The sequence below is a fragment of the Methanolacinia petrolearia DSM 11571 genome (genome assembly GCF_000147875.1).
GTDB classification, from domain to species: Archaea; Halobacteriota; Methanomicrobia; order Methanomicrobiales; family Methanomicrobiaceae; genus Methanolacinia; species Methanolacinia petrolearia.
On sequence record NC_014507.1, the window covers coordinates 374,359 to 387,857 of the forward strand.

Genomic DNA, 13,499 nt, shown 5'->3' on the forward strand with positions numbered 1-13,499 from the left:
ATGAATGAGACAGAAATTACCGGGGAGAATGCATATTCTTTCGAGGAAATTCCATCCCCCGGGACTGAAACAAATCCCGTTGAATCATCTTCTCCCCCGCTCAAAGACGGCCTGACAGGGAAACTGGATAATTTTCTTAATTCTCTTAACAGAAAGAAGGAAAAATCCGGCAAATCGGATTCAAATGATACTTTGTCCATGCTTGTCGGCATGCTGAAGCAGGTGAAGGCAGGGGAGACCGATCCCGTCGAAGAACTGCTTCCACATGACCCTTATGCAGAGACCCCGCCGCTTCCTCCTCTCGCTCCTGATGAAGAGGGGTGGGTAATCGACAGGTACTGGCTGGTTCCCCCTTTTACCTACGTTAAGATCATGAAGAACTGGGAGATGGATCTCGAGTATGTCATCGTCGAACCGAAGGTAAGTGAGAAGGAGTTCGTACTTCTTGAAGAGACCTACGAAGAGCTCAGGAACGTTCTCATCTACACCTCCCCCCACCAGAAAGACGAAGTGGCATTCGAGGAAAGGAAGGTTAAAAGAATCATTCGATCCTTCGATCCCGAAATTCCGGACGACAGGCTTGAGATCCTGATATATTTCCTGAAACGCAATTTTGCCGGATACGGGAAGATCGATCCTCTCATGAAGGACGCAAATATAGAAGATATCACCTGCAACGGCAAGGACATGCCGATCTTCATTTATCACCGGAAATATGCCAACCTTGCAACGAACATCACCTTCGGTGACGAAGAGCTTAACAAATACGCTCTTAAGATCGCACAGAAAGCCGACAAGCAGATGTCGCTTACGACTCCTCTCGTCGATGCCGCCCTGCCCGGGGGTTCGAGGGCGCAACTTACATACAGTGACATAATCTCATCCAAGGGCAGTTCGTTCACAATACGCAAGTTCAAGGCAGACCCGATGACTCCGGTAGACCTCATTACACTCGGCACCTACAGCTCCGAGCTCATGGCAGTAATCTGGCTGTGTGTCGAGAACAACAAGAGCATGATCATCGTCGGGGGTACGGCGAGCGGCAAGACATCGACGATGAACGCAGCGTCCTTTTTCATCCCTCCCGTATCGAAGACAGTCTCTATTGAGGATACACGTGAGATACAGCTCCCACATAAGAACTGGCTTCCCCTTGTAACCCGTGAGGGCGGGAAAAATTTCGATATGGGCGACGTGGACATGTTTACCCTTCTCAAGGCCTCCCTCAGGCAGAGGCCGGAGTTCATCATTGTCGGCGAGGTGAGAGGTAAAGAGGCCCAGACGCTTTTCCAGGCGATGAATACGGGCCATACGACATTTTCAACCCTGCATGCAGGCGGCGTGAGGGAGGCGATAAACAGGCTGACCCATGACCCGATCAACGTTCCGCCCGTTATGTTCGGCGCACTTGATCTGATGCTTATACAGGGATTGCAGTTCAATGCGGGCATAGGGTACAGGCGTTGCCTTTCGCTGAACGAGATGTATGCCGACGAGGGTACGATCCGGTGGAACCCGCTATACGAGTGGGATCTAAGGAGCGATAAGTTCGAGAGGAAATATAACGAATCAAGGGTTCTTGAAAGCATCGCATATACCCATGGGTGGACGGACGATGAGCTCAGCAGGCAGATCGATATAAGAAAGAGGCTTCTTGAACGGCTTTGCGAGAAGAAGATCTACGATATCAACGAGATATCGCATTTCATCCACGAGCTGAGGAAGAAGACATACAATGCAGATTAATACGTTCGTCGAGTCGCTTCTGGATGTAAAAAAACTGGGAAGATCGCTTAAGGGAGCCCGGCTTCCGATCAATCCCAACCTCTATCTCCATTTCTGTATTATACTTACGCTTCTCAGCGCTTTTGCACTGCTTATCGTTCAGCTGTTTCTTCTCGTATTCGGAGTGGAGTTTAATCTGATTCCCATTCTTCCGTATTCGATATCGCAGCTGCTGGTATTCGTTATCGCCGTGTTCGCGATCTTTGCTGCTTTGTTCTACTACCCGTCTCTTGTTGCAGCAGGGAGGAAGACCAGGATAGATATCGATCTTCCGTATGCACTTACATACATGGAGGCGCTTTCGACGAACGTCACCCTGTATTCCCTGTTTAAGAGCGTCTTTGAAGCCGAGGACCTCTACGGGGAGGTTTCGCATGAATGCGGGATGATTGTCAGGGATGTCGAGATCTTCGGGGAGGATCTTCTTACTGCTATGAGAAACCTGCAGAAGATAACGCCTTCGGAGAATTTTGCAGACCTCTTAAATGATCTGGCTTTGGTTTTCAGGACCGGCGGAAATCTTAAGGAGTTCTTCAATTCGCGTTCCGACAGTTACAGGGAGCTTGCCCGGCAGGAGCTGGAGGCGACTCTCCAGATTATGGAGATGATTGCCGAGGTGTACGTGACCGCCTTTGTTGCAGGGCCGATTGCGCTTATAATCATGCTGGTTGCGCAGAACCTTTCCGGGAGAGGGCAGCTCGGCGGGATCATGCCGCTCATGTATGTCGGTCTTCCCCTGGGTGCGATAGCGCTGATCATGATCCTCTACTACCTTCTTCCGAGCGACAACCTCACGATCTCCCACCAGGAGATCAGGGAGACCGAGTTTACAGACGAAATCATCGAAGAGAAAACCGAGAAAGAGTATGATCCCGGTTTCTTCAAGAATCTGGAGAAGCGGAAGAAGTTCCTGATGGTCGAAAAGATCCTGAGAGATCCGTTCAGGTTTTACATATCCGACTACCAGGTCGGGCTCTTCTTCGGGCTGGCATTTTCCATGATTGTTGCGTGGCAGTATGTTTCCGGCGGGGTTGCGGCAATCTTTCCGGAGTTCACGTTTGAGGTTTTCATCTGCCTCTTCGTCATCGCCCTCGTTCTTCCGGTATCGATTGCGTATGAGTCGAGGAAGATGTACACGAGGAGGGTCGAGGCCCAGATGCCGGAGTTCCTCAGGGATATTGCAGATATGAAGGATCTCGGAATGACGCTCCAGACCGCGATCGAGATGGTGTCGAGTTCGAAGCTGGGACTGCTTTCGTCCGAGCTGAAGATCGCGTCGAGGGAGGTTAAGTGGGGCTACAGCGTTTCGAGTGCACTTGTTCGCATGGAGGAGAGGATAGGTCTCGTTTCCGTGAAGCGTGCGATATCCCTTATTGTGAAGGCGAGCGAGATTACCGATCAGTTGAGAGACATACTCACGATTGCAATAAGCGATCTGGATCACTACCTGAAGATGCAGTCGAAGAGGTTCAATGTCTCTTTTGTCTATCTTGCTGTGATCTATCTCTCGTTCGGCATCTATCTCTACTGCTCCTACCAGCTGAACGATTCCTTCGTGGCGAGTTTCGAGGATCTCGACGTTACCTTTGATATTACGGGGAATCTCCGCGACATGTTCAGGGTGGGGATTATCATCGGAGGTTTTTCGGGTATAATGGCCGGACAGCTGAGCTCGAACAACATCCTTGCAGGGCTTAAGCACACGATTATCTTCCTGATCGCATCGATTGTGCTCTTCGTGTATATTCTATGAAATGGAGGTTTTAGGATGAAAGGAGTAAGAGAGTTGAAGATTTCAGGGGAAGTTTCCTGCAAAAGGAATTTGGAGGAAGCGGTTGCTCCCGTGATCGCACTGATGCTGATTCTTGCGGTTGTTGCAACATTCATCAGCCTTTATTCGACGGAGTATCTCCCGGGTTTGAAGGAGCAGTCAGAGATTGCTCAGGTTTCGGAGGTAAAAGAGGCATTCATGGATTTTTCAAACGATATCGGGCATATCGTGAGTGAGAAGAAGGGTGCGTCCTATGGTCATACGATCCCGCTTGGTGCGGGTGATGTTATCATGAGCCCGGAGAAGTCGAGCGGGACATTGTCGGTCAGTGACGCCGGGACAATCTTTGATGTATACAACGACTCATCCGGCGATCCGGTTGCATCTGCCGGAATGGTAAAGGCGGAGTTTAAGCCGTCGTATACATTCTGGGAGGGGCAGGGCTACAGCTGGCAGTATGGCTACATAAATGTGACAAAGGATGATATCGAGGTTCCGCTTGAGGACTATACGATGGCGGATGTTACCGGTAGTGAGGAATTTTCTGCTTTTGCTGAGTCTTTGATTGATTTTGAAGATGCGGGATTCTATAATTCTACGTCCGGGGAGACCGAATTGTCTTCGCTTGAGATCGATCTTGTCACCTTCGTTCAGGGGGATAAGAATTTCGTGAGCGGAAACAGTGCTGCTGTGCTGAAGATTCTTGCAAGGGAGAATGCAACTTCGTTTAATACGAGCTATCTTTCATTCAGGTTCGAAAACAGTACCGGAAGCGATGTGATCCCTGAGTTTTCCGTTTTCCTCTTCGATAAAATTGAGACCGAGATGGAGGCTCTTCACGATAGTTATGGCAATGTTCCTTCGCCTGAGGTAACCCGCGTTTCGGGCGGTTATGATACCATCGTCCTTGATATGAGCGAATCACCGTCACCTGTCCTGGTCGGGATCGATTCGCTTGAGGTTGTGGTTTCGACTTCGTGATCCTGTGTTTAAACTGCCGCCGGATTTTCGCTCAGGTTCAGCATTATGACTCCTGCGACGATTACAATGATCGACAGGACTTTCATCGAACTGGCGGGCTCCTTGAAATAAAGAATCCCGATCATCGATACCAGCAGGATTCCCATTCCCGCCCAGATCGCGTAGGCGAAGCTGAGATCGAAGTGCTTTAAGGCGAAGATGAAGACCGTAAACGAGATCCCCCAGAAGACGAAGGTCAGTATCGAGGCGTAGATATTGGAAAAGCCGTCCGAGAGTTTCATGCAGGTCGAACCGGCAAGTTCCATCAGGATTCCTGTGGCAAGGAGAAGCCAGCGCATCATGCCGGACCACCTGATTTTTTATTGAGAACCATGTTTTCTTTTTTCTCGCTGGGGGTTATTATTGTGTTTGTGGAGGTGTGGATAAGCTGGACTCTCTAATTCAAAATGGAATTGCAGCAGGTGTTATAGAATAAATTATCGAGATCCTTTTGCCATTCCCCGGATTTCTATATTTATTATTCGGACTTTTTGTCAATCCTTTTCAATAGCCCAAATATCCCTAAAAAGAAGAAACATCCACATACCACAGAGATAATATTATTTGCCTCCAATTGGATTTGTTCTAAAAGAACTAGTACAATAAGCCATGTGACAAACGCGACAACAGAAGCTTTAAGCCCGGTACATCTCTCACGGATCTCTGTCTTATCACTCTCATCTACCGGCTCTTTTCCGGATATCAGGTACATGCTGATGAAAAAACCGATAAAAGGAAAGATTATCCACGGCCCGATAAAGACCCAGCCTGATACGGCATCTTTAGTCATGGTATTGTGACAGAGAATATTTAGGAAGAAATACGCGAATATCAAACATACGTAGATAAAAAATCCCCATTCTTTTATTTTTTTAAAATTCTCTGTAGTCATGATATCACACTTAGAATTAATGCCCGGTTTTTAACATCCCAGAACAAAAGAATATCATTTTAATCGGGGAGGACACCACAGTTGAATTGCCGGGAACAGCTTAAAGCTGCATCAGTGGCCGTTTCTGGCCGGTGGGCAAAACCCGTGTACATCTGTTTGATACTACATACATGACTTTTTGAGTTGATCATAAAAACCTCTTGTGACCGAATCGTCTAAATTCAAAGGGCGATGTCACGCCAGCCTCTATAGAACTAAATTTCATGTTGTATGCGCAGGAGCATAGCATACGTAAAAAGCAAAATTTAATCTTTTTCCATCGTGCGATTTTGAGCCATGGTTGAAATCTCAATGTCTTTTTCTGTAAGTACAGAAATGGCAAGAGAGTTGGAACGCTCAATAAGTAACGTAAACTCCTGCAGAGCACCTTCATCAATAGATATTTTAAACAGGTATTCTCCTCCGTCGTCGTTCTTGAAGGAAGATTTCTTTTTACCACCTGCCTTAACCCAAAAAGTTTCTGAGCAGACTTGAGTATTGTTGTGAGTGCCGTTTACACCGAATATTGTTATGTTCACTTCATGTGGTGCTTTATCGTCGTTATATATGCTAAAAAGTGAAGGGGGGTTGACCCCATCGTCCAAATGCTCAGATCCAATCAAGTAAATAATCGCTATAATTGCCAGGATCAAACTCCCAAACAACGCCGTCACTTTCATTTCAGTTCAACCTCTCACTGATATGCAGCAATTTAATCCTTCATTTCGCTGATCTGTCGGGTAAAATCCACGGTACATCATTTTGGTGCTCCCTGAATGATTTTTAACTTGATTATAAAAACCTCTTGTGACCGAATCGTCGAATCATGAAATAGTAATACCTAATATTTCATCTAACATAATACCTTCAATCATCCGAGAATGCAGGGGATTATAGAGAATTGAATGTATTCAAAAGACTAATGAACAGACTGGTCGCCAAGCACAATACAGAGAGCGCTATGGAGGTTTTTTTCAATATGCCTCCCAGTCCTGCGATACCGAGACCAAGTAAGGAAAAAAGATAATTTTTCGGCCTTGTAGAAATCCTCTAAGAAAATAGCGACCGAAAGATCGATCGTACAGGAACTCCAATTTTATTTAACCACAAATAGAAAAGGAGTTCCTTAAATAATGTCTGAAAACTGGTACATCAACTTTGTGAAAACATCCCTTGAAGTAATAGATAATTCACATGTACCCCTTCGATCCTCTAAGTTTTCAAAAAAGAAATATACTCAGCACCAACTTCTAACATTAATCATATTAAAAGAAAAGATAGGTAAAGATTATCGAGATTTTATAGAATTACTCCCTAATTTAACAACGATTACCGATATTCTTCAATTAGAACAAATACCTCATTATACAACTCTTCAAAAATTTCTTTCAAGAATTCCTTCACTCACATTTCGTATAATCCTAAAAAATGTGATTAGAAGATTACACCAGAAGGGTAATCAAATCAGGATTACATCGATAGATTCTACTGGATTTACCAGTTCATATGCAAGTTATTACTATTCAAAAAGAATCAATAAAACTCGTAAAAGTTTTATTAAGGCTTCAATTGCTGTTGATTCTGATAAATTAATTATTATGGGATGGAAATTTTCGAAGGTACCGGTACATGACTCTCAACATGCAAAATCTCTCATTAACCAAGTCAGCAGAATAACAAAAACTGATTGCTTCACGATGGATAAAGGATATGATTCTGAAAAGATTCATCAATATATCAGAGATGTTATTGGAGCTGAATCAATAATTCCTGTTAGGAAATGGAATGGAAATATCTACTCTGGAAAGTACAGGAAGGAAATGATTGAGAATTTCAATCAGGAAAAATACGGGCAGAGAAATATGGTGGAGACTGTATTTTCAGTAATTAAAAGGAAATACAAAGAGAATGTCAGATCGAGGAAATATTTCAACCAGATAAAAGAGATCAAAATCAGAATGCTAATCCACAATATGACTCTCTAAAAAAAGAGAGAGGTTTTCTACAGAGCCAATTTTTCAGAGATTCGTTGTATGTTTCTGACCTGATATTATTGTGTTTTTTTCATGATCTCCAGCTTAGATTAATTTTCTGCAGCAGGTACACTGTGCATCAAGATGTAACTGATCCATTCGGAGGAAGGTGAAGGTTCTTTTATTAGTCCTCCTACACGGGACCAGCCGGAGTCTGCATCGATGCCGATCCTTGCCAGAACGTGCCAGTTATCACCATCTACAGCGGACTGTAGTGGCATAACCTCTGAAACAGGGGTAAGGCTAAGTGATTCCGCAGCATTTTCGGTGAAATAACCGCACTCTGTAACCCATGACATTTTGGTAGAATCTTCAACATTGGAATGAAGAGATACTGAATGGCCGAATAATCCAGACAATAAACCTATTTTATCAAAGTTATTTAGAAATCCTCCTAAAAGATCTCCCTGAGGTTTCAGGTAATGTGGTGAAGTTTGAGGGTTGGATATCGGTGACTCTACTTCCAAGGGTTTTGTTGAACAATATCCTGTATTAAAATCATAATTCACAAGGAATTTTGAATTTTTCCATCCTGTCCCGTTTCCTGTTTCATCTTCTGGTGTCATTTCAACATATGATCCGATGCAGAAATAATCTCTTTCGGAATCGCCGTCATTTAAGTATTGGGAGACAACAGTAGTGGCAGTAATCTTTCCTATACCCTGATATTTACGGACAGTTGTGTGTCGGGCTATTTCATGATAGCCGCTGTAGAAATAAATTCCATTTTGGAAGCAATCATTCATTGTTCCTATAACTGAAGTTTCCTCACCGCCAATCCACTCATTCGCCCGGGCCAGGAAAATATCCTGTGAAGGTAGTGTTGCATTTGCATCAAAAAGTTCCATATAAGATGACGATACTCCGTTCGGAAGAACCTGCATATAATAACCCGCAAGTTCTGCGTCCTCGGGGACATCCGGGAAAAATAATGCATTATAGTTAAAACGGTTATCCTGATCTGAAATATTATAAGAAATTGCAGGCATTTTGTCTCTGTAATTCATTACTTCATTTATAGACAAATTTAGATAAGAAAAGTAGTGAGAATCTGTATCTGAACTGTTGATATTATTAGATGACAAGCCGAAAGAGGATGCACTTGCCGGGATTGTCATCATAGTGAAGGCGCTTAGCAGTAATATTAATAAAAAACCCTTTTTAGCCGTTCTTTTTCTCTCTTCACTCATGAAAAAAATAAAAATTGGTTTTGTCAAAGCCATTTATCTCCTGTTACACATGATTATAATCTCCGTTCCATCTTACTTTACAGTAATGGCCCCATGCATTTGTTCCTGAAGGAGCAAAACAGAGTATTCCATCATTAATTTTAGCCCACCCATTAGAAACATCAGCCTTCACACGGGAGATAATATATGTACTGCCACCACGTGCAGACGATTGTGAGCAAACAGACTCTTGGCCGGGTGTAAATTCAAAGTGACTTCGTGCACAATTTGTATAGTGGGTGAATTCTTCATCCCAATTATATATGTTTCCACTTGAGTGATGTAGTATTACACTTGAATCTGGAATAGTCGTTGACCATCCCAGAGAACAACTACTAGTTCCAAGAGATAGACCTAATGTTGTAAAACCAGTCGTTGTCTGGGGATTATTCTGACTTACAGCTACATTAGGTAAATGTTGATAAGAACCCAAAGAATAATCAGAATTGATTTCTATGTTGAAATGATAATTTTGGTAAATATCATAACCCGAGATGTCAATTCCTGGATCCGTTGCCAGTGTTGTTTTTGTAAAGAAATAATCCTGATTTGAATTTGTTTCCTGGTTATCCCAGTACCACGTAGTTATAAGCTGTGCCTTTCCAATATCAGGATAGTTTTTGACTGATGTATAAGCAGTGTGAATAGGGTCCGGTTCTGAGCGAGATTTGGATCTACTCGCTTTGTTAAGAGATTCGGTTGTTTTAATTTTTAGCGGTCCGTCAATCCAGGCATCTATCTTGGAGGAGATTTCCTTTGTAGAGATCGAATCATCGGCTGAAACAGTCTCTGTATAGGAAAAACTCTCACCACTTGGCAGAATCCTAAAGACATAACCGACAATCTTTTCGTCTTTAGAGACATCAGGTTCGGCTGCGCCAATATAGCGAGACGAAACATTCTTGAATTCTCCCTGAAAATCATCTAAAATCTTTTGTGTCTGAGTGTCTATTTCATCCAGCGTAATTTCAGAATCTACAAGACGAACAGTATATTTTTCTACGTTATATTGTACGTCTTGGTCTTTAGGACTGGACTGTGAAGTATTTCCTGCACTAACTGCCGGAACGAACATCGCTCCGACAAGTGCCAGAACCATCAGCAAGCTCAAAGCTCGCATCGCTTTTTTCATTTTCATTATTTTGTCTCCATTTTTTAGTGCCCCCGGAGACGGAAGTATGAAAGGTTTAAGTATTGTAAAACCTAATTTACATTTATGCCCCCGGGCACGCATGGGATTTGGCCGTTCCTGATCGTCGGGCAAAATCCCTGCAACATCTTTTCGATGCTACATGCATGACTTTTGACTTGATTATAAAAACCTCTTGTGACCTAATCGTCTAAATTCAAAGGGCGATGTCACGCCAGCCTCTATAGAACTAAATTTCATGTTGTATGCGCAGGAGCATAGCATACGTAAAAAGCAAAATTTAATCTTTTTCCATCGTCCGATTTCGAACTATGGTTGAAATCTCAATGTCTTGTTCTGTAATTACAGATATTACAAGAGAGTCGGAACGCTCAATGAGCAACGTGAACTCCTGCAGAGCACCTTTATCAATTGATATTTTAAACAGGTATTCTCCTCCGTCGTCGTTCATGATAGAAGATTTCTTTTTACCACCTGACTTAACCCTAAAAGTTTCTGAGCAGACCTGAGTATTGTTGTGAGTGCCGTTTACACTGAATATTGTTATGTTCACTTCATGTGGGACTTCGTCGTCATTATATACACTAAAAAGTGAAGGAGGGGTGACCAGATCGTCCAAGCGCTCTGATCCAATCAAGTAAAAAATAGCTGAACAGGCCACGATAAAACTCCCAACCAGCGCCACCACTTTAATTTCACTTTGATCTTATTATCATCAGTTGAAATGTTTCCTGATCTAATAATCAGGGTTCACTCCAAAGCATATACATACTCAACGTACGGATCCGTTTTGTCTCCTCTTGTTGCGGTTCCGCTGAATACGTATACCGGCTTTACTTGATCCTGTTCATAAATCCTTGGTTCCATCCAGTAACCGAGAGAGATCTCGTCGATGGTGATTTTATCGTAATCGGCAAGATTTAACGGATTTACAGTATCCCGGTTACACAGGTCATCATATGCATCTTCTGCTGTTTTCAATCGGCCGGTTCCTCCCTGCTCAACCTCTCTCCAGCTTTTTACAAGTCCGACAACCTTTCCACCATCACCGATAATAACCGAGAATTCATCTCCGTAAACCGGAATTCCATCAAGATCTCGGGAATAACGGACGGCAGTTGTTATATCATATGATTTTTCGGGTTCGGTTGCTCCGCTTTTCCAGACTTGTTGCTTTTGATTAACTTCGACATTTTTAACAAAACCTTCTTCTTCATATGTATTCGTTTTTTGAACAAACGATTCGGCAATTTTTATCGCTTCATCCTTTGAGGGAAGTGAAGGTTGAGATTCAACGGTGTTTGGATATTCTTCATCCGGGATTGAGTATACTATCGCTCCTGATTTAGGGTAATATGAAATTTGTCTTTGTGGATCATAGGAGTCGTCAACAATTTTTAACTCCCCGGTATTTTTGCTATATGTTTCTAAATCTCCTTTCAGGTCGAAAAATTCGGCAATGCTTTGTATCTGCTCGGAATTTAACTTCTTATTATTAACATTGTATAATTGAACCGTATCTTTCTCATTTGTGAATTGAGTGTTCAATACAAATTCAGGTACTGAGCCGCCTGCAGATTTCATGACTATTCCGGAATCATATCCAGTGCTGTAAGCCTGTTCAGAGATGTTGCCAATTACCTCAAATGAGATTACAAGACATGCAATTATTGCAACCGCAAATAAGGTCCCGATAATTATCTTTTTGTTTTCCATGTGTTCAACTTATCAATTTCCAGACTACAGGAGCACATCCGGGTAGCACGTTCTGTCATCCATGAGTATATCAGCAATTGGTGCTCATGATGGAGCCGTGCATAAATCCCTGTAACATCTTTTGATGCTACATGCATGACTTTTGACTCGATTATAAATACCTCTTCTGACCAAATCCTCAAACAGTACTTACATTAAGGCCAATCCTGATACTGGGCTCGGACCAGGTCCATTGATTGAACTGTGTTGGCACCCCCGGCGATGTTTCAAGACGTTGATAGGGTAGAGGGAGATAAATCGACATCAGTTCATGAACACCGTCTTCAGAAGGTGAAATAATACTTGCCGGCACTGAAATTTTTTCACCGGCGGAGAGAGAACCAAACCAGCACTTATCCTGCATATTAGTTCTCAGGGGGACCTGTTTATAATCAAGAAGAGTTATGACTGCAAAAGATACGGGATATTCTTTATCAGCTGCGAGGTTGATCCAGTAGTGCAGGACTTCTCCTGACCTAACATCTTCAGTAAACCATCCTTTTGAAGAACAGGGCTCCTTTGTAAGAATTATACCATCATTGATTGGATAATCATAACCGCAGTTTGATGCAGAAAGTAACGAAAAATTCGTGTATTGAACTTCGGGGAGTTTATCATCAACAACAAACAGATTCATTCTCTTACTACCTAGATAGGAAAAATCGGTCGACAACCTGAAAGATTTGTTTAATGAGTGCTGATCGGTTTTCAACAGCGTAAATATTTCAAAATCATGAACTCCTTTTTCCAGTGGATCAATTGAAAATTGAACAAAACGTTCTTCAAACGGATTCAAACTGATTTTATGGAGAATTCCTTTTTCACTCCCATCGCATGAGAAAGACGTCTGATTATAATCGACAAGGCAAAATATCAGGAAGGAATTGTTCTCAGCAAGTTGGTTGTTTATGTAAAGATAGCCTTTAAATGATTCATTTTCTAAAAGTTCTTTTGAATAATGCAAAGAATGATCAGGAATATGGAAAGGGGCATCGTAAAGTCCTATTCCAAAACCTTCTCCCACGGCACTGGGTTGATATGCAACTGATTCAGGATTTAATGCCCCAGAATTATCATCAATTATCCCGGTCATGCCAATCTGAGGAGGTGATTCAAAGACTACATGATAGAATAGGACGCCTGAGCATAGAATGACTAAACAAAAGATAAATAAAAAAAAGGTTTTTTTAATCAAGTTTAACACCTGAAGTACTTCTAGAGATCCATATCATCGGTTGTTGTTGGATAATAATAGTCGTTATTTGCCGGATATTCAAATGTATGATCACTTTGTGCCAGCCAATGTCCACCTACATAGGTGTCCGAACATTCATAGTTGACTGCGGCATCCGCCGAATAGTAATTTTCATCCGTTTTATCAAACTTAAAAATACCTTCTCTCCATGCACGTCCTCTCACTCCAACCTTATAAACATTATATGGTGTAGTAGTTCCACTTAATCTTGATTCAGAATAAAATTTCGATTTAACAGGATCTGGAAATTCTCTGTAAATGTTCGTACCAGCAATCCAATCATATGAGCTCTTAAGAACTCCAGATGCTGAAGTATCAGAGATCTTAGACTGGGATGTGCGTGTTAATTCCATTCCTTCAGGATCTATAACCTGTCCCTGAGAGAATTGTTGATCATCAGACTGCTCTGCACTAACTGCCGGAACGAACATCACTCCGACAAGTGCAACTATCAAAAGCAGGCTCAACGCCCGCATTCCTTTTTTAATTTTCATGTTTTTGTCTCCATTCTTTTCTGCCCCCGGAGACAGAATCGTCAAAGGTTTCAAGTAGTTTTTAAGCCCATTTACA

General features: G+C 42.6%; 13 protein-coding genes. 4 read left to right on the forward strand and 9 right to left on the reverse strand.

The genetic code is table 11. The features are described from left to right. From MPET_RS01860 to MPET_RS01870, 3 genes are read left to right on the forward strand one after another with little or no spacing between them, the layout of a single operon-like run. Positions 1 to 1,746 carry a type II/IV secretion system ATPase subunit gene (locus tag MPET_RS01860; RefSeq protein ID WP_013328322.1) on the forward strand — a complete coding sequence of 582 codons (1,746 nt, stop codon included), beginning with the start codon at positions 1 to 3 and terminating at the stop codon, positions 1,744 to 1,746. Next, a complete protein-coding gene (locus MPET_RS01865; protein ID WP_013328323.1) occupies positions 1,736 to 3,538 on the forward strand; it encodes a type II secretion system F family protein in 1,803 nt (600 codons plus the stop codon). Before MPET_RS01860 ends, MPET_RS01865 begins: the two co-directional genes overlap by 11 nt. A 15-nt stretch (positions 3,539 to 3,553) precedes the next feature. Next, positions 3,554 to 4,537: a hypothetical protein gene (locus tag MPET_RS01870; RefSeq protein WP_013328324.1), complete on the forward strand. Its 984-nt coding sequence runs from the start codon at positions 3,554 to 3,556 to the stop codon at positions 4,535 to 4,537. 8 nt (positions 4,538 to 4,545) lie between these two features. Here MPET_RS01870 and MPET_RS01875 read toward each other — a convergent pair whose 3' ends face one another. The 3 genes from MPET_RS01875 to MPET_RS01885 form a co-directional block, all read right to left on the reverse strand. After that, positions 4,546 to 4,878 carry a DMT family transporter gene (locus MPET_RS01875; protein WP_013328325.1) on the reverse strand — a complete coding sequence of 111 codons (333 nt, stop codon included), beginning with the start codon at positions 4,876 to 4,878 and terminating at the stop codon, positions 4,546 to 4,548. Between the two features lie 176 nt (positions 4,879 to 5,054). Beyond that, positions 5,055 to 5,468, reverse strand: a complete 414-nt coding sequence (locus tag MPET_RS01880; RefSeq protein WP_013328326.1) for a hypothetical protein — start codon at positions 5,466 to 5,468, stop codon at positions 5,055 to 5,057. Between the two features lie 305 nt (positions 5,469 to 5,773). Continuing rightward, positions 5,774 to 6,187 (reverse strand): hypothetical protein, encoded by a 414-nt coding sequence (locus MPET_RS01885; RefSeq protein WP_013328327.1) that lies wholly within the window; start codon positions 6,185 to 6,187, stop codon positions 5,774 to 5,776. A 453-nt stretch (positions 6,188 to 6,640) separates the two neighbouring features. Between MPET_RS01885 and MPET_RS01890 the strand changes: the two genes are divergently transcribed. Next, positions 6,641 to 7,492 (forward strand): IS5 family transposase, encoded by an 852-nt coding sequence (locus tag MPET_RS01890; RefSeq protein ID WP_013328226.1) that lies wholly within the window; start codon positions 6,641 to 6,643, stop codon positions 7,490 to 7,492. A 98-nt stretch (positions 7,493 to 7,590) separates the two neighbouring features. On the opposite strand, the gene MPET_RS01895 is transcribed toward MPET_RS01890, so the two are convergent. The 6 genes from MPET_RS01895 to MPET_RS01920 form a co-directional block, all read right to left on the reverse strand. Next, positions 7,591 to 8,763 carry a hypothetical protein gene (locus tag MPET_RS01895; protein WP_013328328.1) on the reverse strand — a complete coding sequence of 391 codons (1,173 nt, stop codon included), beginning with the start codon at positions 8,761 to 8,763 and terminating at the stop codon, positions 7,591 to 7,593. 10 nt (positions 8,764 to 8,773) lie between these two features. After that, positions 8,774 to 9,907, reverse strand: a complete 1,134-nt coding sequence (locus tag MPET_RS01900; protein ID WP_148222173.1) for a hypothetical protein — start codon at positions 9,905 to 9,907, stop codon at positions 8,774 to 8,776. Positions 9,908 to 10,199: 292 nt separating this feature from the next. Continuing rightward, positions 10,200 to 10,604, reverse strand: a complete 405-nt coding sequence (locus tag MPET_RS01905; protein ID WP_225353841.1) for a hypothetical protein — start codon at positions 10,602 to 10,604, stop codon at positions 10,200 to 10,202. A 65-nt stretch (positions 10,605 to 10,669) separates the two neighbouring features. Continuing rightward, positions 10,670 to 11,635: a hypothetical protein gene (locus tag MPET_RS01910; RefSeq protein WP_013328331.1), complete on the reverse strand. Its 966-nt coding sequence runs from the start codon at positions 11,633 to 11,635 to the stop codon at positions 10,670 to 10,672. A gap of 178 nt (positions 11,636 to 11,813) precedes the next feature. Beyond that, on the reverse strand, positions 11,814 to 12,767 hold the full coding sequence (locus MPET_RS01915) for a hypothetical protein (protein ID WP_013328332.1): 954 nt from the start codon (positions 12,765 to 12,767) through the stop codon (positions 11,814 to 11,816). 122 nt (positions 12,768 to 12,889) lie between these two features. Then, complete coding sequence (locus MPET_RS01920) at positions 12,890 to 13,423, reverse strand: hypothetical protein (protein ID WP_187287604.1); 534 nt, start codon at positions 13,421 to 13,423, stop codon at positions 12,890 to 12,892. Between the last annotated feature and the right edge of the window lie 76 nt (positions 13,424 to 13,499).